This is a genomic window from Geomonas anaerohicana, assembly GCF_016458305.1.
GTDB lineage: Bacteria > Desulfobacterota > Desulfuromonadia > Geobacterales > Geobacteraceae > Geomonas > Geomonas anaerohicana.
This window is the reverse complement of the sequence record NZ_JAEMHL010000003.1, coordinates 326,924-348,231: the sequence shown is the minus strand read 5'-3', so window position 1 is coordinate 348,231 and position 21,308 is coordinate 326,924. Positions and strand designations below refer to the sequence as shown.

Annotated in this window: 21 protein-coding genes and 1 riboswitch; of the genes, 7 read left to right on the top strand and 14 right to left on the bottom strand. The window is 62.9% G+C overall.

What is annotated here, in order from left to right; genetic code table 11:
• Positions 1 to 225 precede the first annotated feature (225 nt).
• Both JFN91_RS07915 and JFN91_RS07910 read left to right on the top strand, forming a co-directional pair.
• Positions 226 to 1,593, top strand: a complete 1,368-nt coding sequence (locus JFN91_RS07915; RefSeq protein WP_199388661.1) for a sigma-54-dependent transcriptional regulator — start codon at positions 226 to 228, stop codon at positions 1,591 to 1,593.
• A complete protein-coding gene (locus JFN91_RS07910; protein WP_199388660.1) occupies positions 1,590 to 3,578 on the top strand; it encodes a cache domain-containing protein in 1,989 nt (662 codons plus the stop codon). The genes JFN91_RS07915 and JFN91_RS07910 overlap by 4 nt, the downstream gene beginning before the upstream one ends.
• A 208-nt stretch (positions 3,579 to 3,786) precedes the next feature.
• Here JFN91_RS07910 and JFN91_RS07905 read toward each other — a convergent pair whose 3' ends face one another.
• Entirely contained in the window at positions 3,787 to 4,215 is a 429-nt protein-coding gene (locus JFN91_RS07905; RefSeq protein ID WP_199388659.1) for an MOSC domain-containing protein, read from the bottom strand.
• Between the two features lie 15 nt (positions 4,216 to 4,230).
• Complete coding sequence (moaA, locus tag JFN91_RS07900; RefSeq protein ID WP_199388658.1) at positions 4,231 to 5,211, bottom strand: GTP 3',8-cyclase MoaA; 981 nt, start codon at positions 5,209 to 5,211, stop codon at positions 4,231 to 4,233.
• A 321-nt stretch (positions 5,212 to 5,532) separates the two neighbouring features.
• Positions 5,533 to 5,653, top strand: a riboswitch (molybdenum cofactor riboswitch).
• Positions 5,654 to 5,728: 75 nt separating this feature from the next.
• Here moaA and JFN91_RS07895 point away from each other — a divergent pair.
• From JFN91_RS07895 to pta, 4 genes are all read left to right on the top strand, one after another.
• Positions 5,729 to 6,940 carry a molybdopterin molybdotransferase MoeA gene (locus JFN91_RS07895; protein WP_199388657.1) on the top strand — a complete coding sequence of 404 codons (1,212 nt, stop codon included), beginning with the start codon at positions 5,729 to 5,731 and terminating at the stop codon, positions 6,938 to 6,940.
• Between the two features lies 1 nt (position 6,941).
• Complete coding sequence (gene moaC, locus JFN91_RS07890) at positions 6,942 to 7,418, top strand: cyclic pyranopterin monophosphate synthase MoaC (protein WP_199388656.1); 477 nt, start codon at positions 6,942 to 6,944, stop codon at positions 7,416 to 7,418.
• Between the two features lie 102 nt (positions 7,419 to 7,520).
• Positions 7,521 to 8,018 carry a MogA/MoaB family molybdenum cofactor biosynthesis protein gene (locus tag JFN91_RS07885; protein ID WP_199388655.1) on the top strand — a complete coding sequence of 166 codons (498 nt, stop codon included), beginning with the start codon at positions 7,521 to 7,523 and terminating at the stop codon, positions 8,016 to 8,018.
• Positions 8,019 to 8,107: 89 nt separating this feature from the next.
• Positions 8,108 to 9,109, top strand: a complete 1,002-nt coding sequence (pta, locus tag JFN91_RS07880; protein WP_199388654.1) for a phosphate acetyltransferase — start codon at positions 8,108 to 8,110, stop codon at positions 9,107 to 9,109.
• 233 nt (positions 9,110 to 9,342) lie between these two features.
• Here the strand turns inward: pta and JFN91_RS07875 are convergent, their stop codons facing one another.
• Positions 9,343 to 10,608, bottom strand: a complete 1,266-nt coding sequence (locus JFN91_RS07875) for an acetate kinase (RefSeq protein WP_199388653.1) — start codon at positions 10,606 to 10,608, stop codon at positions 9,343 to 9,345.
• Between the two features lie 230 nt (positions 10,609 to 10,838).
• On the opposite strand from JFN91_RS07875, the gene JFN91_RS07870 reads away from it, so the two are divergent.
• A complete protein-coding gene (locus tag JFN91_RS07870; protein ID WP_199388652.1) occupies positions 10,839 to 11,009 on the top strand; it encodes a DUF362 domain-containing protein in 171 nt (56 codons plus the stop codon).
• Between the two features lie 146 nt (positions 11,010 to 11,155).
• Here JFN91_RS07870 and gltX read toward each other — a convergent pair whose 3' ends face one another.
• From gltX to tsaD, 11 genes are all read right to left on the bottom strand, one after another.
• Positions 11,156 to 12,562: a glutamate--tRNA ligase gene (gene gltX / locus JFN91_RS07865; protein ID WP_199388651.1), complete on the bottom strand. Its 1,407-nt coding sequence runs from the start codon at positions 12,560 to 12,562 to the stop codon at positions 11,156 to 11,158.
• 78 nt (positions 12,563 to 12,640) lie between these two features.
• Complete coding sequence (locus JFN91_RS07860; protein WP_199388650.1) at positions 12,641 to 12,829, bottom strand: DNA gyrase inhibitor YacG; 189 nt, start codon at positions 12,827 to 12,829, stop codon at positions 12,641 to 12,643.
• Between the two features lie 80 nt (positions 12,830 to 12,909).
• Positions 12,910 to 13,752, bottom strand: coding sequence for a response regulator (locus JFN91_RS07855; RefSeq protein ID WP_199388649.1), 843 nt, complete (start codon positions 13,750 to 13,752; stop codon positions 12,910 to 12,912).
• Between the two features lie 69 nt (positions 13,753 to 13,821).
• Entirely contained in the window at positions 13,822 to 14,628 is an 807-nt protein-coding gene (locus JFN91_RS07850) for an SPOR domain-containing protein (protein ID WP_199388648.1), read from the bottom strand.
• 9 nt (positions 14,629 to 14,637) lie between these two features.
• Positions 14,638 to 16,302 (bottom strand): arginine--tRNA ligase, encoded by a 1,665-nt coding sequence (gene argS, locus JFN91_RS07845; RefSeq protein ID WP_199388647.1) that lies wholly within the window; start codon positions 16,300 to 16,302, stop codon positions 14,638 to 14,640.
• Positions 16,299 to 16,469, bottom strand: a complete 171-nt coding sequence (locus JFN91_RS07840; protein ID WP_183346272.1) for a hypothetical protein — start codon at positions 16,467 to 16,469, stop codon at positions 16,299 to 16,301. Before JFN91_RS07840 ends, argS begins: the two co-directional genes overlap by 4 nt.
• Before the next feature lie 34 nt (positions 16,470 to 16,503).
• On the bottom strand, positions 16,504 to 16,914 hold the full coding sequence (locus JFN91_RS07835) for an FtsB family cell division protein (protein ID WP_199388646.1): 411 nt from the start codon (positions 16,912 to 16,914) through the stop codon (positions 16,504 to 16,506).
• A gap of 6 nt (positions 16,915 to 16,920) precedes the next feature.
• Positions 16,921 to 17,856 (bottom strand): UDP-glucuronic acid decarboxylase family protein, encoded by a 936-nt coding sequence (locus JFN91_RS07830; protein WP_199388645.1) that lies wholly within the window; start codon positions 17,854 to 17,856, stop codon positions 16,921 to 16,923.
• Between the two features lie 163 nt (positions 17,857 to 18,019).
• Positions 18,020 to 19,372: a UDP-glucose dehydrogenase family protein gene (locus tag JFN91_RS07825; protein ID WP_199388644.1), complete on the bottom strand. Its 1,353-nt coding sequence runs from the start codon at positions 19,370 to 19,372 to the stop codon at positions 18,020 to 18,022.
• 59 nt (positions 19,373 to 19,431) lie between these two features.
• Complete coding sequence (gene rsmA, locus JFN91_RS07820; protein ID WP_215907313.1) at positions 19,432 to 20,262, bottom strand: 16S rRNA (adenine(1518)-N(6)/adenine(1519)-N(6))-dimethyltransferase RsmA; 831 nt, start codon at positions 20,260 to 20,262, stop codon at positions 19,432 to 19,434.
• On the bottom strand, positions 20,262 to 21,290 hold the full coding sequence (tsaD, locus tag JFN91_RS07815) for a tRNA (adenosine(37)-N6)-threonylcarbamoyltransferase complex transferase subunit TsaD (protein WP_199388642.1): 1,029 nt from the start codon (positions 21,288 to 21,290) through the stop codon (positions 20,262 to 20,264). Before tsaD ends, rsmA begins: the two co-directional genes overlap by 1 nt.
• Positions 21,291 to 21,308: the final 18 nt, after the last annotated feature.

Below are 21,308 nucleotides of genomic sequence, written 5' to 3'. Positions count from 1 at the left end.
TAAGCACCGCGTATACGGCAATTGCCATGCCAGCCCGTAAACGTTTACGATAAAAATAGTTGTGTACCGTAAACCTACGAAATGATAATGTTGTCAGCGCCGGTAGGGAATTTCGGCAAGATTAACTTTAATTAACAAATGCGTCGTTTTGTCAAAATGTGTGACATTTTGTCCAAAACGACTCTTCCAGCAACGGCGCGGGAAAGAAGCGAGGAACGCCCCAAAATGACACAAGAACGAATTCTGATCTGTGACGACGAGGAAGGGATCCTCATCTACCTGAAGAAGCTGTTGCAGACCCAGGGGTACCTGGTGGAGACCTTCAACGCCGGTGCGCTGCTTTTGCGCCGCCTGCGCGAAGGGGATCCCGGTGACGCCGACCTCATTCTGCAGGACGTCAGGATGCCCGACCAGGACGGCATCAGCGTGCTGCAGGAGGTAAAGCAGCTTCGCCCTACCCTCCCCATCATCATCATGACCGCCTTCGGCACCATAGATGCCGCGGTGGAGGCCATCAAGCTGGGGGCCTACGACTACGTTACCAAGCCCTTCCCCAAGGAGAAGATCCTGAGCGTTCTGAAGAACGCCCTGGAGAAGGAGCAGCTGTTGCAGGAAAACCGGGCGCTCAAGACCGAGCTGGGCAAGCCGATCCTTCAGGACGCCATCATCTTCAGAAGTGCCGTGTTCCAGGAGACCTACGACCTCACCCTGCAGGTCGCGGCCAGCGAGGCGAACATCCTGGTGCTGGGCGAATCCGGCACCGGCAAGGAGTTGATCGCCGGCGCCATCCACTACAACAGCCCGCGGCGCGAGCGCCGCTTCCTCTCCATCAACTGCGCCGCCCTCACCGAGACCCTCCTTGAGAGCCAGCTCTTCGGGCACGTGCGCGGCGCCTTCACCGGCGCCATCACCCACCAGAAAGGCCTTCTGGAGGAAGCCGACGGCGGCACCCTGTTCATGGACGAGATCGGCGACATGAGCCTCCCCATCCAGGCGAAGCTCTTGCGTGTGATCCAGGAGCGCGACTTCATCCCCGTGGGCGCCACCCGCGCCAAGAGCGCCGACATCCGCTTCGTCGCCGCCACCAACAAGGACCTCGAGGAGGAGGTGCGCGCCGGCAGGTTCCGCGAGGACCTCTACTACCGCCTCAACGTGATCAACATCCCCCTCCCCCCCCTGCGCGAGCGCAAAGACGACATCGAGCCGCTGGCCCAGCACTTCCTCAAGAAGTACAGCCTCAAGATGAAAAAAGAAGTGACCGGCGTCACCCCCGAGGCGCTGCACCTCCTGTGCGGCTACGACTGGCCCGGCAACATCCGCGAACTGGAAAACGTGATGGAGCGCGCCGTGATCCTGGCCCGCACCCAGTTGGTGACCCCCAAGGAGCTCCCCATCTGGCGTAGGCAGCAGAAGGCTTCGGCCGCGCCCGTCGAGCCGCAACTCGTTTCCCTGGAGAACATGGAGAAGGCGCACATCGAGCGCACCCTGCTTGGCACCGGCTACCACAAGAGCCGCTCGGCAGAGATCCTGGGCATTTCCAGGAAGACGCTGGATCGCAAGATCGCCGAGTACGAGATCACCATCCCCTCATGAATATCCCCAGGCTCCGTTTTCCCATCAAGACCAAGCTCACGGTCGCCACGCTGATCCCGCTGGCGATCGCCATCCTGATCTGCTGGATGGCCGGCGTCTTCATCCTGAGCGCCAAGGTGGCCGCCCAGGCCCAGGAGAAGGTGCGCTACGACCTCTCCGTGGCGCGCGAGGCCTACCTGAACGAGTTGACCCGCCTCTACGATGCCGTGAAGCTCTCCGCCTCCTTCGGCAGGACCTCCGAGACCGTGGCGGCCGCAGACCAGCACGCCCTTGCTGCCACGCTCTCGCCGGTGCGCAAGAGCGAGCACCTGGACGTACTGGCAGCGGTGGACGCATCCGGCAAGGTGATCTTCCGCGCCAACAACCCGAAACAGTTCGGCGACGACAAGCTGCGCAACCAGTTCGTGGCGCGGGCCCTGAAGGGGGAATTGGTGAGCGGCACCACCATCATCCCCACCGCGGAACTGACTCTGGAGGGTGAGGAACTGGTGCGCCAGGCGCGCGTTCAGGTCACCGGAACCAAGTCCGACCCCACCCCGCCCGCCCCGCTCAACGGCGCCATGTTCCTCTTCGTGGCGGCGCCGGTGCGCGACCCGGCCGGCAACGTGGTGGGCGCCCTCTACGGCGGCGTCTTGTTGAACAACAACAAGAAGCTGGTGGACAAGATCAAGACTGTCGTCTACGAAGGGGCCAAATCCAACGGCCGCGACGTGGGCAACTCCACCATCTTCCAGGGGGACGTCAGGATCGCGACCAACGTCCCCAATACCGACGGCAGCCGTGCCATCGGCACCAAACTCTCGGCGCCGGTGTACGACCGCGTCCTGTTGAAGGGCACCAAGTGGGTGGGTCGCGCCTTCGTGGTCAACGACTGGTACCTGACCGCCTACGAGCCGATCTTTTCGCTGCAGGGGGTGCCGATCGGCGCGCTCTACGTGGGGATGCTGGAGAGCCACTACTCGGCGGTAAAGACGGACATGGCCGTCTTGTTGAGCTTCGTGCTCCTTTTGAGCGGGCTGACCGGGGTTTCCATGTCCGGTTTCCTGGGACGCAAGCTGGCGCAACCGATCAAGGAGCTGGAGCTCTTGACGCGGCGGGTGGCGGCGGGCGAGCGGGACGTGAAGAGCACCATCGACTCGCGCGACGAGATCGGCGACCTGGCCGAGCGCTTCAACGACATGAGCCAGTCCCTTGCCGAGCGCGAGGACAGCATCATCGAGCTGAACCGGAACCTGGAGCAGAAGGTGCAGCTGAGGACCGCGGAGTTGGAGGAGAAGAACCGGCTCCTGGTGCAGACGCGCGAGGAGCTGTTGCGGGTCGAGAAACTCGCGGCAATCGGCGAGCTGGCGGCAGGCGTTGCCCACGAGATCAACAACCCCATGGCGATCATCCGCGGCAACACGGAGCTTTTGCAGCTCTCGGTTCCGGAGGACGCCCCCAACCGCGAGGAAGTGGACACCATCTTCCAGCAGGTGAAGCGCGTGGAGCGGATCGTGTCCAACCTGTTGAAGTTCGCCCGGCGCGAGCAGATGGAGCGCGGCGAGGTGCACCTGAACCAGCTGCTGCACGAGATCGTGGGGCAGATCGGGCACCAGGTTTCACTGGAGAAGATCGAGGTGTTTGAGTTTTACGCCGAGGAGGTGGCCGTCGTCGAAGGGGACCAGGACCAGTTGCGGCAGGTGTTCACCAACCTGATCCTGAACGCCGTGCAGGCCATGCCCGAAGGGGGCGTGCTCGATATCAGGAGCGCGCCGGTGGGGAGTGGGGACAACTACGAGGTGAAGATTTCCGACACTGGTGTCGGCATCCAGTTGGAGAACCTGAGGCAGGTATTCAACCCCTTTTACACCACCAAGGCCAACGGCACGGGGCTGGGGTTGTCGGTCAGTTACGGCATCATCAGGGAGCACGGCGGCTGCATCGACGTGGAGAGCGTGCCCGGTCGCGGCAGCAGTTTCACCGTGCTGCTCCCCTGCGAGCAATGAGGAGCCGCCCCTTTAACACACAAAGGCCGCGAGCGCCCAGCGCCTCGCGGCCTTTTTCTAAGTTTTTTTCAGTTGCAGCGTCCACAGGGTCCACTTAGTCCACCGGGTCCATGTGGTCCACCAAAAACCTGCACGCCAGTCCACCGCAGCCGGCAGCACCGCCCACCGCAGCCGGCAGCACCGCCCACCGCAGCCGCCACCAGCAGCCTTACACCACCACCTTGTCCCCGGGCCGAACCACCCCGCCCTTGAGCACCCTGGCGAAGATCCCCTCCTTGGGCATCACGCAGTCGCCGGCCTGGTAGTAGATGGCGCAGCGGGTATGGCATTCCTTGCCGATCTGGGTCACCTCCAGGAGGGTCTCCCCCAGCTCGATTTTGGCGCCGATGGGGAGGCTCACCAGGTCCACCCCTTCCGTGGTGATGTTCTCGGCGAAGTCCCCTTCCTTCACGTCCAGCCCGAGCGCCTGCATCTTGGCGATACTTTCCTGGGCCAAGAGGCTCACCTGCCGGTGCCAGTCTCCGGCATGGCCGTCACCGACGATGCCGTGTTCCTCGCGCATGGTGACCTCGGGGACCGGGGTCTTCCTTTCCCCCTTGTTCTTGCTGATGTTGACGGCGATTACCTTTCCGATCATGCGTTCTCCTTGTTTTTAGCCACCCACACGAGACATGGCAAAAGGTTTGGTTTCCACTCCTTCATCGGTCACTTCATGCCGCCCCGGTTTGGCCGCCACGATGCGCCGGATTTCCTTGCGTAAAAGCTCGTCGTCGCCGGTCGCCAGCACCGGCTTGAGATCGACACCGGTCCCGGAGAACAGGCACCCCTTGGCGACACCCGAGGCCGTGACCCGCAGGCGGTTGCAGCCGTCGCAGAAATGCCCGGTCATGGCGGTGATGATGCCCAGCGACCCGGGCGCCCCCTGGACCCGGAAGTTCTTGGACGGGCCGGAACGCTCACTGTTGGTGCTCTCTTCGATGGTGTACTCGCGGGCGATGCGCTCCCTGATCTCGGCGCCCGGCACGGTGAGGTCGCGCCAGTCCGCGTCGCCAGAGGTCGGCATGTACTCGATGAAGCGCACCGCGTAGGGACGCTTCAGGGTAAGCGCCACGAAATCGAGGATCTCGTCGTCGTTCACCCCGCGCATCACCACCACGTTGATCTTGTGCGGCGGGAAGCCGACCCGTTCCGCCTCGTCGAGACCGTCCAGCACCCGCTGCAGTTCGCCTCCGCGGGTGATCGCGGCAAAGGTGTCCGGTTTGAGCGAGTCGAGGCTGACGTTGAGCCTCTGCACCCCGGCATCCCTCAGCCCCTGGGCCATCTCCTTCAAAAGCAGGCCGTTGGTGGTCAACACCAGTTCCTTCAGGCCGGGCAAGGCCGCCAGGCGCCCCAGGAAATCAACGATCCCCTTGCGCACCAACGGCTCACCGCCGGTGACACGGATCTTCTCTATCCCGGCGGCGACCGCCTCGGCAGAGATCCGAAGCAGGTCCTCGTAGGAGAGCATCTCGCAGTGGCTCAGTTTCTCGACGCCCTCTTCCGGCATGCAGTAGCTGCAGCGGAGGTTACAGCGGTCGGTGACCGAGAGGCGCAGGTAGTTGATGCGCCTGCCATAGGTGTCTATCAATGACATAATACTTCCTGATTACGTATATTTGGACCGGTCAACTTCAAGATGCGCGTGATCCGGTTGCGAGGCACGTCGCCTCGGATTCCGCATACACGATAAAAACCATACTCTGTTTGTCAAACGGAAATCAACCCCTTTAATGAGGCCGTCACCGCCGCCGCACCCTCCCGGACAGGAAAGTATACGGCGCCGCCCCCCGGGCAAGAACTGAACAAAAACAGCGGCTGCTGCAGGTTTTACAGACGCCTTGCCCCCGTCGGGGGTACTGCCTTAACCTAAAATAATTGTTTATTTAGCGGCGAATATGCTATGGCTTTGAGAAAATATGCAGAACGTCTCCGAGCGGCGGCCGTCTAAAGGGAAAACCCCCAGGGCGCCGCAGCCGATGGGTGCTGCCGGAAACGGCACCGCCTCCCTCTTGGAAAGGAGAAGCACCGCCGCTTAAGCGCACGGGCCCTTCTTCCTTACCGGAGTCGGGCCTTTTCTCGTTTTGACATTACCAACGAACAAAGAGGAAGAGATGACGAACTACGAGCAAGCCAGACGCATGGTCATCGACAAGGTGGCGCCCGCGGGCGTGGAAAGGGTACTGCTTCTGGAAGCGGTCGGCCGGGTGCTGGCCGAAGACTACATCGCGCCCAGGGACATGCCCCGCTGGGACAACTCCGCCATGGACGGGTTCGCCGTCAGGAGCGCCGACTGCGCCCCGGGCACCGTGCTCAAGGTCACCGACTACATCCCCGCCGGGGTCAGCTCCGATGACGCGGTGACGCCGGGATGCGCCGCGCGCATCATGACCGGCGCCCCCATCCCGCCCGGCGCCGACGCGGTGGTGCCCATAGAGGAAACGGAGAACACGGCGGAGACCGTGAAGCTCCTGCAGCAGGTGAAAAAGCACGACCACATCCGTTTCCAGGGCGAGGACGTGCGCAGCGGCGAGGCGATCATGCCGCGCGGCACCGTGATCGGCGCACCCCAGGTAAGTCTATTGGCCTCCTTCTCCACGGTCTTGGTCCCGGTCTACCGCAAGGTGCGCGTCGCCATCCTCTCCACCGGGGACGAACTGGTGGAGGTCGGCACCGAGCCCAAGGAGAGCCAGATCGTCAACAGCAACACCCTCGCCCTCGCCACCGCCGTCAAGCTCTGCGGCGCCGAACCGGTCATCCTCGGCATCGCCCGCGACGACCGGGACAGCCACCGGGCCTTGCTCGCCGAGGGACTGAAAGCAGACATCCTTATCACCTCGGCAGGGGTTTCCGCCGGCGACCGCGACCTGGTGCGCGAGGTGCTGGCGGAGCTGGGTGTCGTGGAACAATTCTGGAAACCGGGCATCAAGCCGGGCGGCCCCACCGCCTTCGGCATGAAGGGGAACGTCCCGGTATTCTCCCTCCCCGGCAACCCGGTCTCCACCATGATCACCTTCGAAGAGTTCGCGCGCCCCGCCATCCTGCGCATGATGGGGCACGAGAAGGTATTCCGCCGCACGGTGCGCGGCACCCTCAAGGAAGGGGCACGCAAGAAGGCGGGCAAGGTGAACTTCCTGCGCGTTCACGTCGCCATCGAGGGTGGGCGCTATATCGCCAGCACCTCGGGAGATCAGAACACCGGGATACTGAAGACCATGCTGCGCTGCAACGCGCTCGCCATCCTTCCCGCCGAGGCAACCGAGTTCGCCGCCGGCGCGGAAGTAGACCTGCACCTGCTCGATCCCACCTTGGAAATGGAGGTTTAACATGTCGTTCAACCACTTCGACGCCAGCGGCAACGCCATCATGGTCGACGTAAGTCAGAAGACCCCGACCATGCGCACCGCCGTAGCCGGCGCCGTGCTGACCCTGAAACCCGAAACCGTGCAGTCCATCGTGTCCGGCAAGATGGCCAAGGGCGACGTCCTCGGCGTGGCAAGGCTGGCCGGTATCGCCGGCGCCAAGAAGACACCCGACCTGATCCCCCTCTCCCACCCGCTCGCCATCCACCACGTCGCCATCGAGTTCGAGGTGGACGAGGCGCAGGGGACCATCGGCGTCATGGCCACCGTGCGCGCCTTCGAGCGCACCGGTGTCGAGATGGAAGCGATGACCTCCGCCACCGTGGCCGCGCTCACCGTGTACGACATGTGCAAGGGGACCGACAAGGGCATCGTCATCTCGGACGTGAAACTGCACTACAAGGAAGGCGGCAAGAGCGGCGTCTTCAAGCGCGAGGACTAAGGCATGCGTCGACGGGGGACTGGCTCCGCAGGTGCCGGTCCCCTTCCGCTGCGTCAGACCAGTCGGACGTCAAACGTCCACCCAACTTAAAGGAGCCTCTACATGCGAGCAGCCATTCTTACCCTCAGCGACCGCTGTTCCACCGGAGAGCGTGCCGACGGCAGCGGCCCGGCACTTCGGACCTGGCTCGAGGAGCGCGGCGTCACCGTAGCCTGCACCGACGTCATCCCCGACGAGGGGGCGCTCATTTCGGCAAAGCTCACCGAGTGGGCCGACAGCGGCCTCTACGACCTCATCCTCACCACCGGCGGCACCGGCGTCTCGCCGCGCGACGTCACCCCGGAGGCAACCGAGCGCGTGGTGGAGCGCCTGCTCCCCGGCTTCGGCGAGGTGATGCGCATGGAAAGCCTCAAGAAGACCCCGCACGCCATCATCTCGCGCGCCGTCGCCGGTATCCGCAAGAACAGCCTGATCATCAACCTCCCCGGCAGCCCCAAGGGCGCCACCGAGAACATCGGCTTCGTCTGGGCCGCGGTTCCGCACGCGGTCGCCAAACTGCAGGGAGACCCCGAGGAGTGCGGAACGCCGCTCCCCCGCTGACCGCCAAAGACGGCTTTTTTATTGACCGATCCCGCCCGCTGGGTTATATAACTAACACGGTTTTATAATTCAATTACGGAGGAATGCTCATGCCGTTGGTTAAGCAGATTCACGACAAGGCGAAATCGAAACTCAAGACGGTGGTCCTGCCGGAGAGCTATGACGAGAGGATGCTCTTCGCCGCGCAGCAGATCGTGGAACAAGGTTTGGCCAAAATCGTGCTTTTGGGCAAGCCGGACGCGATCCGGGCGACGGCCGCTGCCAAGGGGATCAACCTGGCCGGGGTGGAACTGGTAGACCCCGCCACTTCGCCCAGGCTGGACGCCTACGTCGGCAAGCTCGTGGAACTGCGCAAATCCAAGGGGCTCACCCCGCAGCAGGCCCAGGAGATGCTGACCGCTCAGGACAACCTCTACTTCGCGGGGATGATGGTCCGCGAGGGAGACGCCGACGGCGAAGTGGCCGGCGCCACCGGCACCACCGGCGACGTGCTGCGCGCCGCCTTCCAGACCGTCGGTCCCGCCCCCGGCATCAAGACCGTTTCCTCGTTCTTCCTGATGGCCACCCAGACCCCCAACTTCGGGGAGAACGGCGTCATCCTCTTCGCCGACTGCGCGGTCAACCCGAACCCGGATGCCCAGGCCCTGGCCGAGATCGCCATCGCCACGGCGCGCAACTGCAACTCCTTCCTCGACGTACCCGCCCGCGTCGCCATGCTCTCCTTCTCCACCAAGGGAAGCGCGAGCCACCCCGACGCCGACAAGGTGCTCAAGGCGCTGGAGATCGCCAAGGGGATGGATCCCGAGCTCTCCATCGACGGCGAGCTGCAGGCCGACGCCGCCCTCATTCCGGCGGTCGGCGCCAAGAAGGCCCCCGGCAGCGGCGTGGCCGGCAAGGCCAACGTGCTCGTCTTCCCCACCCTCGATGCCGGCAACATCGCCTACAAGCTCGTCGAGCGCCTGGCCGGCGCCAAGGCCATCGGCCCGGTGATCCAGGGCCTCGCCAAGCCGGTCAACGACCTCTCCCGCGGCTGCTCCGTACAGGACATCGTCGACGTCACCGCCATCACCGCGGTGCAGGCGCAAGGCTAACCCGCAACATCCTCCTCAGGCTTCCCAGGGTTCCCTCTCCCTTTGGGAGAGGGTGCCCGCAAGGCGGGTGAGGGCGCTGCCACAACTGATTACTTGCCGATTGCAACGCCCTCACCCCATCCCCTCCCGGAGGGAGAGGGGGTATCAAGCAACTGGCAAGAGCGTGACAACCACAGAAAAAAGGCCGGCGGGGTTGCCCCGCCGGCCTTTTTTGCTGTCTAGCGTCGCCTGCCCTACTTCCTGACGAAGTCGGGCCTGGAGAAGCTGTACTCGAAGTTCATGTGGTCGGTGTAGGTGCCGTCCAGGATGGCGGCGACGTCCTCGGTGAAGACCAGTTCCTCGTCGGTCGGGATGACGTACACCTTGACCGGCGAGTCGTCGGTGGTGATCAGCGTCTCGCGTTTCCTGGTCATGGCCGACGCGTTGCGCTCCTTGTCCAGGAAGATGCCCAGGTGCTCGAGCCCGGCGATGGCGCGCTCCCTGATCGGCGCCCCCATCTCCCCTACCCCGGCGGTGAAGACCACCGCATCGAGCCGGCCGACGACCGCCATGTAGGTGCCGATGTACTTCTTGAGACGGTACGCCTCGATGTCCAGCGCCAGCGAGCAGAGGCGGTCGCCGCCGTTGGCGTTCTCGATGACGTCACGACGGTCGGTGAAGCGGCCGGTGATGCCGATGACGCCGCTCTTCTTGTTCAGGATGGAGTCGATCTCCTTGGCAGAGAGGTTCTCCTTCTGCATCATGAAGGCGGGAATGGCCGGGTCGATGTCGCCGCAGCGGGTTCCCATCATGGCGCCTTCCAGCGGGGTAAGCCCCATGCTGGTGTCGACCGACACGCCGTTTTTGATGGCACAGTGGCTGACGCCGTTGCCGATGTGCATGGTGATGACGTTGCACTGGTTGGCCGGCTTGCCCAGGATGGCGGCGATGCGCTTGGAGACGTAGAGGTGCGAGGTGCCGTGGAAGCCGTAACGACGCACACCGTACTTCTCGTACCACTCGTACGGGAGCGGGTAGAGGTAAGCGTGCTCCGGCATGGTCTGATGAAACGCGGTATCAAAAATGGCGATTTGCGGTACGTCGGGAAGGACCGCCATGGCCCCCTCGATACCGGCGATATTGGGGGGGTTGTGCAGCGGCGCCAGGTGCTGTACCTCGGTGACGGCGGCAAGAACCTCGTCGTCGATCAGCACGGACTTGGTGAACTTCTCGCCACCATGCACGACGCGGTGACCGACTGCGGCTATCTGTTTGATATCCCTCAGTACGCCGTGGCTCGGGGAGGTCAGGGTTCTCAGGATCAGGTCAACTGCGGTCTTGTGGTCGGGGCAGTCGGAGTCTTCACGATAGGTTTCACGCCCGGGGACCTCGTGCAGGATGAAGGAATCGCCGATGACCACACGCTCCACCATCCCCTTCGCCACAACCACTTTTTTATCCCAGTCAAACAACTGGTATTTTACAGAAGAACTCCCGCAGTTAAGTGCCAGAATATCCATCGATTAGCATCCCCCGTGATTGTAGTTTGCCCAGTGATACGAGGAAGATCCACACCGGACAAAAAGTACACAAATAAAACCTTTTTTTATATATACAGGAGAGTGGCTCCCAGTTCAAGATTTTTCTCCCGATTAGGAGTTTATTGTCTACAGCTTTATGGTGGACTTTTTGCGAGCGCTGTGCTAGTTTCCACGTCAACTTTTAACTCCAGGTGAAGGAGGTGAATACTTTGGCACATACCATCAGCGACGAATGCATCAACTGCGGCGCCTGCGACGATTCCTGCCCGGTCAACGCTATCAGCGAGGCTGGCAACAAGAGGGCTATCGCTGCAGATACCTGCATCGACTGCGGCGCTTGCGTCGACACCTGCCCGGTGTCCGCAATCTCCCCGGCCTAATCAGCAACCGCACCACAAGAAACATGTAATGCCATGGCCTGCAGCCGGCTCGTCCGCTGCAGGCCTCATTTTTTGCCGCAGCGACAACGAAAAGGAGGGCGCCCCTAGGGGCGCCCTCCTTTTTTCCGTTCAGCACTCCGTTGCGGCTACTTGGCCAGGACGGCGATGGCACGTTCGATGCGCTTTTTCGTCTCGGCCAGGCCGAGCACCTCGATCATCTCGTAGATCCCCGGGGAGGCGGTGGTGCCGGAGAGGGCGAGACGGACGGCGGGACCGACCTGGCCCAGCTTGATCCCCTTCTCCGCCATCAGCTCCTTGAAGGCCTGCTCGATGTTGGCCTGGTCCAAAGCCGGCAGGGCCGCCAGCTTCTCCACGAGAGCGGTGAGAAGCGCCGGGGTGTCGGCGTTGAATGCCTTGGCCACTCCCTGCTCGTCGTAGGAGAGCTCGTCCCTGTAGTAGAACAGCGCCCCGTCGGCGAGCTCCAGCATGGTTTTAGCGCGCTCCTGCAGTGTCTTGATCACGGCCACCAGGTCCGGTCCGCCCTGGGCGGGATCGACGCCGCGCTCCTTCAAAAACGGTGTCAGGAGGTCGGCCAGGCGCACCGGGTCACCGGTCTTGATGTAGTGGGCGTTCAGCCACAGGAGTTTTTCCGTGTTGAAGACACCTGCCGAGCGGCCGACGTTCTCGATGGAGAATTTCTCGATCAGGTCCTGCAGGGAGAAGATCTCCTCGTCGCCGTAGCTCCACCCCAGGCGCACCAGGTAGTTCACCATCGCCTCGGGGAGAAAGCCCATGTCGCGGTAGGCCATGACCGAAGTGGCGCCGTGGCGCTTGGAGAGACGGGCCTTGTCGGCGCCGAGGATCATCGGCACGTGCGCGAACACCGGGACCGGCGCCCCCAGTGCCTGGTAGATCAGGATCTGGCGCGGCGTGTTGTTGACGTGGTCGTCGCCGCGGATCACGGTGGTCATCCTCATGGTGACGTCATCGACAACCACGACGAAATTGTAGGTCGGGGTGCCGTCGGTACGCTGGATGATCAGGTCGTCCAGTTCCGCGTTCTCGAAGGAGACCTTGCCCTTGATCAGGTCGTTCCAGGTAGTGGCGCCCTCCTTGGGAGTCTTGAAACGGATCACGTAGGGGCGGCCATCGTCCTCCTGGGGAGGAAGATCGCGACAGGTACCGTCGTACTTGGGCTTCCCACCCTCCGCGAGCGCCTTCTCGCGCTTTGCCTCGAGCTCCTCGACGCTGCAGTAGCACTTGTACGCCTTCCCCTCAGCCACCAGTTTGTCGATGTACTCCTTGTACACCGGGAAGTAGTCGGACTGGAAGAACGGCCCCTCGTCCCAGTCCAGTCCCAGCCATTTCATCCCTTCGAAAATGGCATCGACCGACTCCTGGGTGGACCGGGTCACGTCGGTGTCCTCGATCCTGAGCACGAAGGTGCCGTGCTGCTTTCTGGCCAAAAGCCAGTTGAAAAGCGCCGTACGCGCTCCTCCAACGTGAAGGAAGCCGGTCGGGCTCGGTGCGAAACGGAGACGTACTTCTGACATGAAAGGCTCCTTTGCTGCTTTGATCATTGCTTGCTGCAATAAAATGGTGTGTCCTAAAAGGTAGTCGGAGCTGCCCAGCTACCCCTGGTCCTCATCGTCATCCGGGTGTCGCGGCATCTTCTCACCGGGGATGCGGTAACCTTCGCTGGCCCAGGTCCCGAGGTCGATCATCTTGCATCTTTCCGAGCAGAACGGGCGGTAAGGGTTGCCGGCCAGCGGGGCTTCTTTGCGGCAGTGCGGGCACTTGACGGTCTGTATGGCGCACATGGCGTTTCCTCAAATAAATACCTCCAGCGCCGGACGGGGGCTGGAGGGTGCGTGGTCCTGGTCATTTTGCGGCGAACCGCTTAACTCAACTGGTACTTGCGCTCCCGGAACTGCAACGCCCTCTTCACCCTGGTGATCAGGGTCTCCTCCCGCACCGGCTTCTCAATGAAGTCGAAGAACCCCTTCTCGAAGGCCTTGACCTCGTCCTCCGGCTGCAAAGAGCTGGTGATCAGTATCACCGGTATGGCATTGAAATCGGGCACGCTGCGCAGTGCATCGAAGAGCCCGAAACCGTCCAGCTTGGGCATCATCAGGTCGGTGAGCACCACGTGCGGCTTCTCGGTCAGCACCGCCTTGTACGCCTCCAGGCCGTCGGCGGCGTGGATGACACGGAAACCTTCACGCGCCAGGAAATCGCCGAACATGGCCGCGATCAGCTTGTCGTCCTCGACCACCAGCACGGTGTGGGCCGCGGCGCTGCACACCTCTTTCTGCAGGTAGTTCTTGCAGATTGCGGCGTAGATCTCCTTCCTGGTGGCGATGAAAGGGGTGATGGTCAAACCGAGGTTGGCCGAGATGTTGCGCACCACCCGTGTTTCGGTGGGGTCGGCCATTGCCAGCGCCAGTCTCTTCTCGTCCAGCTTGAGCGGGAAGATGTTGTTCTGCATCGCCACGTCCACCGAGATGGTGCTCAGCAGTTGCGGCGAGAAACTGTAGCCGGCAAAGTTGCTGGCAACGCGGCAGCCGTACTGGGTGGCCAGGGCCTGGGCCAGTTCCTCACCGGTGACCAGCTCCAGGTCTTCCAGGACGGTGCCGAAGCGTTTGCCCAGTTTCTTGGACACCGCCAGCATCCGCTCCACCGTTTTATCGGTGAGCAGCCCGTTCTCGACGAATATTTCGCCCAGTTTTTTTCGCTTTTCCATAGTGCCTCCCCATCCCGGGGTTAACTGTAGCTCGGGGAGAGAAAAAAAACCATCCAGGGGGCAAAAAAGCTACTCGGTGACGACAGTCGCCCCGCTTCCTACCTTCCCGGCCAGTTGTTGAGCCTCCTGCTTGGAGAGGTGCCGCCCTACCCTGATCCGATACCACACGCCCTTATCCTGCAGTTTCGATTCTACCAGGTACGCGGCCACTCCCTTGGCGACCAGCTTGGCGCGCACCGCGTCGGCCTCTTTCCTGTCCTTGTAGGAAGCGACCTGCACCAGGTAGCGCACCTCGCCACCCTGCTTTTCGGCGGCGGGTTTGTCAACGGCGGTATCGGAAGCCCTGTCGCCTGGTTTCTCCGCCGGTTTGGCCTCCGGGGCCCTGGCTGCCGGAGCGGCAGCGGCCGGCTTGGCCGGTTCGGCAGCGGGCGCCGCGTTCGCGGCCGGTGCCGCGGCAGCCGCCTTGGACTGCACCTCGGGAAGCTTGGTGTTGATGCCGCTCCCCATGGCCCCCTTCCCGCCCGAAGGCAGGGTCTTGTAGAAGGTAAGCGGGACGTCGGGGGCGGGCTGACCCGGCTGGCCGGGCTGAACCGCCTGCCCGGGCTGAGCGGCGGGCGCCGGCTGCGCCGCGGCTGCGGCCTGTGCCTTCTGCTGGGCTGCGGCCTGCGCCGCGGCAAGGGCCTTGGCATCGACCTTCCCATTGAAGAGGAACCATCCGGTCAGCACCCCGGCACCGTACCCCAGGGCAAGCAGCAACAGGCCGACCACCGCAAAGGTGCCGATCGGTTCGCGGCGCGGGCGGTTCTTCTGCACGGGTTTCACGCGCTCCGCGCTCTCCCTGACCGCCTTCATTTTGTCGCTGTAGTCAAGCCGCATGCGCTCCTCCTACATCCTCTCCGGAGCCGAAATCCCGAGCACGGTCAGCGCGTTCTTCAAGGTGACGGCCACGCAGTGCAAGAGGAACAGGCGGGCCTGGGTGAGCTCGGGCTCCTCGGGCGTAATTACCCTGCTCTTGTTGTAGAAGCTGTGGAACTCGCCGGCCAGGTCCTGCAGGTAGTAGGTGATCCGGTGCGGTTCGAAGTTCACCGCCGCCCCCTCCAGGATCTCCGGGTAGAGGGAGAGCTTCTTGATGAGGCTCATGTCGTCGGCGCTTTCCAGCAACTCCAGGCGCACCGCCTGGAAGTTGGGCTCAACGCCGCGCTCCTTGGCGGTGTCGAAGATGCTCTTGATACGCGCATGTGCGTACTGGACGTAATAGACCGGGTTGTCGTTGCTCTGGCGCTTGGCGAGCTCAAGGTCGAAGTCGAGCTGGCTGTCGGAGCGGCGCATCAGGAAGAAGAAACGCGCCGCGTCGCGCCCCACCTCGTCCACGACCTCTTTCAGCGTCACGAACTCACCGCTCCTGGTGGACATGGCTACCGGCTGACCGTCGCGCAGAAGCGAGACGAGCTGTACCAGGATGATGCCCAGGTCGTCCGCCGGGCGGCCGAGCCCCTGCACCACGCTTTTCAGCCTCGGCACGTAGCCGTGGTGGTCGGCACCCCAGACGTCGATGACCCAGTCGAAGCCGCGTACGTACTTGTCGCGGTGGTAGGCGATGTCGGAGGCGAAGTAGGTGGTGACGCCGTTGCTGCGCACTACGACGCGGTCCTTGTCGTCGCCAAAGGCGGTGGTCCTAAACCAAAGCGCCCCCTCCTCCTCGTAGATGTGCCCCTTCTGCTGCATCTCGGCGATGGCGGAAGTGACCTTCCCCTCGTCGAACAGGGACTGCTCGGAGAACCAGTTGTCGAAGCGGATGCCGAAGTCCTGCAGGTCGTCGTCGATCCCCTTGAGGATCAGGTCGCCCCCCATCTTGGCGAAGAAGGCGACACCCTCTTCCTGGGGCGCCTTGAGGAAGCGGTCGCCGTGCTTCGTGATGGCGTCCCGCGCGATGTCCTTGATGTAATCGCCCTGGTAGCAGTTCTCCGGGAAGTCGATCTTTTCGCCCAGGAGTTCCTTGTAGCGCAGGAGGCCGGAAAGCCCCAGGGTGTTCATCTGGTTGCCGGCGTCGTTGATGTAGTACTCGCGCTGCACGTCGAAACCGGCGGCGGAGAGGAGCGAAGCCACCGCGTCGCCGGTCGCGGCGCCACGGCCGTGGCCTATATGCAGCGGTCCGGTCGGGTTCGCGCTGACGAACTCTACCTGGACCTTCTTGCCGGAACCCACCTTGCTCTTGCCGTACTGGTCACCGGCACGGTCGATGTCGGTGAGGATCTTTCTCCAGGCGCTGTCCTTGATGAAGAAGTTGATGAAGCCCGGGCCCGCGATCTCGACGGACTGGATCAGGTCGGACGCCTCGGCGAGTTTCTTGACCAGGGCCTCGGCCACGGCGCGGGGCGCCTTGCGCTCCTGCTTGGCCATCTGCATGGCGACGTTGGTGGCGAAATCTCCGTGCTCGGCGTGCGCCGGTTTCTCCACGTTGATGGCCGGGACCACACCAGAGGTGAGCGTGCCGTCGGCGAAACACCCCTCGATTCCCTTCAGGATGCATGCGCGCAGCTGCTCCTTCATATCTTCTCCTCCCTTTCCTTATCCTTTTCCGCGTCGGGCACGGGTTTTATGGTTACGTCGCGTGTGAAGTCCGGGCAGCGGGCGCCGCCGTCGGGCACGCAAAACTTCTTGGAGCAGTGTTCGCGCCAGGCGCAGACCACGCAGTGTTGCTTTCCAGCCTGAGTCATACCTTTTCCCTCAAAATGCCCCCTGGGGGCTTCGTTACTTGCCGGAGTGCGTCGCCGGCTGCGCCGGCTGGGCCGGCTTTCCCGCCGCGGCACCCTGTGCCACCGGTGCTGCAGCGGGCGCGGCACCCTGCGTCGCCCCTTGTGCCTGAGTGCCGGCAGCAGCGGGCTTGCCCCCCCCCGGGAACTGGTAGATCACCTCGTTGCTGCGCACCAGGCCGAAGTCGCGCCTGGCGATGCTCTCCAGGTAGCGCCGGTCCGACTGCAGCGCGGCGATCTCCCGCTTCAGCTTGTCGTTTTCCTCTTTCAACTCGTTGAGGTGCTTCTGCGTCTCGTCCAGGTCGCGGTGAAGGTGGTTGATGCGCAGCAGTCCCCGGTCACCGAAGACGGTGAAGCAGAGAATGAAGAGGATCACTGCGGCCGGTACTAGAAAAAATCGTTTCTGCATGCGTTCCTATGCCGAGGTGAGGACGGAGCGGAAATAGTCGATGGTTTGCTTGAGCCCGTCGTCCACGCTCACTTTGGGCTCCCAGCCCAGCATCTGCTTGGCCAGGGTGATGTCCGGCTGCCTCTGTTTGGGGTCATCCGCCGGAAGCGGGCGATAGACGATGCGCGAGGTGGACCCGGTGAGAGCTATGATCTTCTTGGCAAATTCCAGAATGGTGGTCTCCGCGGGGTTGCCCAGGTTGACCGGTCCGGTGAAGCCGGGGGTCTCCATCATGCGCACCATCCCTTCGACGAGGTCGGAGACGAAACAGAAGGAACGGGTCTGCTCCCCCTCGCCGTAGACGGTGATGTCCTCGCCCTTCAGGGCCTGCAGGATGAAGTTGGAGACCACGCGGCCGTCGTTTTCGGCCATCTTGGGGCCGTAGGTGTTGAAGATCCTGATGATCCTGACGTCGACGTGGTTCTGGCGGTGGTAATCCATCATCAGGGTTTCGGCGACCCGTTTCCCCTCGTCGTAGCAGCTTCTAAGCCCCAGGGTGTTGACGTTGCCCCAGTAGGCCTCGGTCTGCGGGTGCACCTGCGGGTCACCGTAGACCTCCGAGGTCGAGGCCTGCAGGATCCTGGCCCTCACCCTCTTGGCGATCCCCAGCATGTTGATGGCGCCCATGACGCTGGTCTTGGTGGTCTTCACGGGGTTGTACTGGTAGTGGATCGGCGAAGCGGGACAGGCCAGGTTGTAGATCCGGTCCACCTCCAGGAGGATGGGCTCGGTGACGTCGTGGCGTATCAGCTCGAAGCTGCGGTGCTCCAGCATATGCGCGATGTTGCGTTTGCTCCCCGTGAAGAAGTTGTCGAGGCAGATGACGTCATGCCCTTCCTTCAGGAGCCTCTCGCAAAGATGTGAACCGATGAACCCGGCACCGCCGGTGACCAGTATGCGCATAAAACCTCTCAAAACCCGTTCGACGTTCAACGTTCAACGTTCGATAGGGTTCCCTGCCTTCGAAGAACTGTACCTTGACGGCAGGGACACCAGGTGCCGCCAGGAAGAAAGAGCCAAAGCAAAAAAACTGGACGAACGTTGAACGTTGAACGTTGAACGACCCTTATTCCATCTCGCAGGATGCCGCGCCGTTTCGGCCGATGGGATGGTACTCGTAGCCGATCTCGCGCATGCGGCCGGGCTGGTACAGGTTCCTGCCGTCGAAGACGAGCGGGTTGACCAGGAGCGTCTTGATCCGGTCGAAGTCGGGGTTTCTGTACTCGTTCCACTCGGTGATGATGACCAGGGCGTTGGCGCCCTTGAGCGGCTCGTACTGGTTCATGTGGTAGCCGATGCGGTCGCCGAAATGCTTTTTGGCCTCGGTGAGGGCCTCCGGGTCGTGGGCCTGCACCGTCGCGCCCAACTCCAGGAGCCGGTTGATGATGGTGAGCGACGGTGCCTCCCTCATGTCATCGGTGCGCGGCTTGAAGGACAGACCCCAGACTGCGATACTCATGCCGGCGAGCGGCTTGTCGCCACCTTGCCCCAGGCGACGCTCGATCTTGTCGGAGAGGATCCGCTTCTGGCGCTCGTTGGCCTCCTCCACCGCCTTCAAAAGAACGAAGTCGTAGCTGCACTCGTCAGCGGTCCGCACCAGCGCCTTCACGTCCTTGGGGAAGCAGGAGCCGCCGTAGCCGACACCGGGAAAGAGGAAGTCGTAGCCGATGCGGGAGTCCGAACCGATCCCCTCACGCACGGCCATGACGTCGGCGCCCATCCTTTCGCACAGGTTGGCGATCTGGTTCATGAAGGTGATGCGGGTCGCCAGCATGGCGTTGGCGGCGTACTTGGTCATCTCGGCGCTTCTGATGTCCATGACCAGCATGCGGTTGGACTTGCGCATGAAGGCCGAGTACAGCTCTTTCATTATTTCCGCGGTGCGCACGTTATCGGTGCCGATCACGACGCGGTCGGGTTTCATGAAATCGTCGATGGCCGCCCCTTCCTTCAGGAACTCGGGGTTGGAGACCACGTCGAACTCGATGTGCACGCCGCGGGCGTCAAGTTCTTCCTTCACCGCCGCGCGCACCTTGTCCGCGGTCCCCACGGGGACGGTCGACTTGTCGACTATGATCTTGAAGCTTTCCATGGCACGGCCGATGTTGCGGGCCACGGAGAGGACGTACTGCAGGTCGGCGGAACCGTCCGCACCGGGCGGGGTCCCCACCGCGATGAAGCAGACCAGGGACTCCTTGACGGCGGCATCCAGATCGGTGGTGAACTTCAGGCGCCCTTCCTCGCCGTTTCTGAGCACCATTTCCTTCAGCCCCGGCTCGTAAATCGGGATCACGCCACCTTTAAGACCTTCGATCTTTTGGTGGTCGACGTCCACGCAGATAACGTCGTTACCGCTCTCGGCGAAACAGGTGCCGGCAACAAGGCCGACGTATCCGGAACCGATCACGCATACTTTCATGAGGCGCACTCCTCTTAGGATAAAAAATTAGCGTTCTTATATAGCACACTCATGTGTGTTTATGCCAGAGATTTCCCCGCGCACAAGTCCCTGGAGAGCGCCGCGAACTCTTCCAGCGACAGGGTTTCCCCGCGCCTGAGTCCGTCAATGCCGCAGCGGGACAGCGCGTCGGACAGCGAACCATCGCCGTCATCGAAGCCGGCCGACCGCAGCGAGTTCAAGAGCGTCTTCCTGCGCTGAAGGAAAGCCCCCTTCACCACGCGGCGGAACAGGTCCTCGTCACCCACCTCGACCCGCGGTGCGGCAAGCGGCGTAAAGGTGAGCACCGCCGAGTCCACCTTGGGGATAGGACGGAAGGAGCCGGGCTTCACGATGAACTCGCGGCGGATGTCGAAGTGCAGCCTGAGCAGCACGGTGAGGGCACCGTAGTCCTTGCAGGCAGGGGGGGCGGTGAGCCGGTCGCCAACCTCTTTTTGCAACATGAGCACCAGTGACTCGAAGAGGTCGCAGTGCTCCATGAACTTGAAGAGCACCTGGGAGGAGATGTTGTAGGGAAGGTTCGCGGCGACCTTCCACTTGTGACCCGGGGCCCGCGTGGTGAGGATCTGGGGGAGATCCACCCTCAGGATGTCACCGTGGCCGATCTCGACGCGGTCGTTGCCGGCAAACTCGGCGTGCAGAAAGGGGATCAGCTCGCGGTCCCACTCGACCGCCACGAAGCGCGCGCCGCTGGCCACCAGGAGCCTGGACAGCGCCCCCCTCCCCGGCCCAACCTCGAGGATGCAGTCGTCGCTTGTGGGCGCCACGCAGGAAACGATGCGGTGCAGCACGTTGTCGTCCACCAGGAAGTTCTGGCCGAACTCCTTCTTGGCCTTGATCCTTTTTTCCATCACTTCCCTCCCTGGAACCGCGCCGCGAGTTTGTCGAGCGGCCAGACCGGCAGCGCATCCAGATCGAAGCCGCTTTGGTAACCGGCGCCCAGGTAGAAATCACCGGGGACCGCGATCATGGCCGCGTTGTCGGCGCAGAGCTTCGGCGACGGGATGGAGAGCTCCACCCCGTTGGCCTCGGCGTACTGGGCCATGGAGCGGCGCAGGGCGCTGTTGCACGCGACACCGCCGGCCACCACGAGCCGCTTGATGCCGGTCTCGGCAATAGCCGCCGCCGTCTTCTTGGTGAGCACCTCGCAGACCGCGGCCTGGAAGGAAGCAGCCAGGTCATTGATGCCCGCCTCCTTCGCCTCCGGGTGCTTGCTCACGTGGGTCAGCACCGCGGTCTTAAGCCCAGAGAAGCTGAAGTTGAAGGTGCCGTCGTGCAAAAGCGGGCGAGGGAACTTTATGGCCTGGGGGTCGCCGGAGGCAGCGAGACGGTCTATGGCCACGCCACCCGGGTACGGGAGCCCTATCAGCTTGGCAACCTTGTCGAAGGCCTCGCCGGCGGCGTCATCCACGGTCTGCCCGAGCGTTCTATAACGGCCGATGCCGTCGACCCGGTACAGGTGCGAGTGCCCTCCGGATACGGCCAGGGCGATAAACGGGAATTCGACCGGACGTTCCAGGAACACGGCCAGCAGATGCCCCTCGATGTGGTTCACCCCGACCAGCGGGATCCTCCTCCCGAAGGAGAGCCCCTTGGCGGCGGAGATACCGACCAGGAGCGCACCGGCGAGCCCGGGCCCCTGGGTCACCGCGATGCCCTCGATGTCCGCAATCCCCACCCCTGCTTCCTGGAGCGCCTGTTCCACGACGATGGAAACGGTCTCCAGGTGCTGCCGCGACGCGATCTCGGGGACCACACCGCCGTACTCGGCATGGGTACTGATCTGGCTTGCCACGATGCTGGAGAGGACGGTCCTACCGTCTCTTACCACCGCCGCCGCGGTTTCGTCACATGAAGATTCCAGCGCAAGTAAAAGCATAAAAAATAGAGAGGGCAC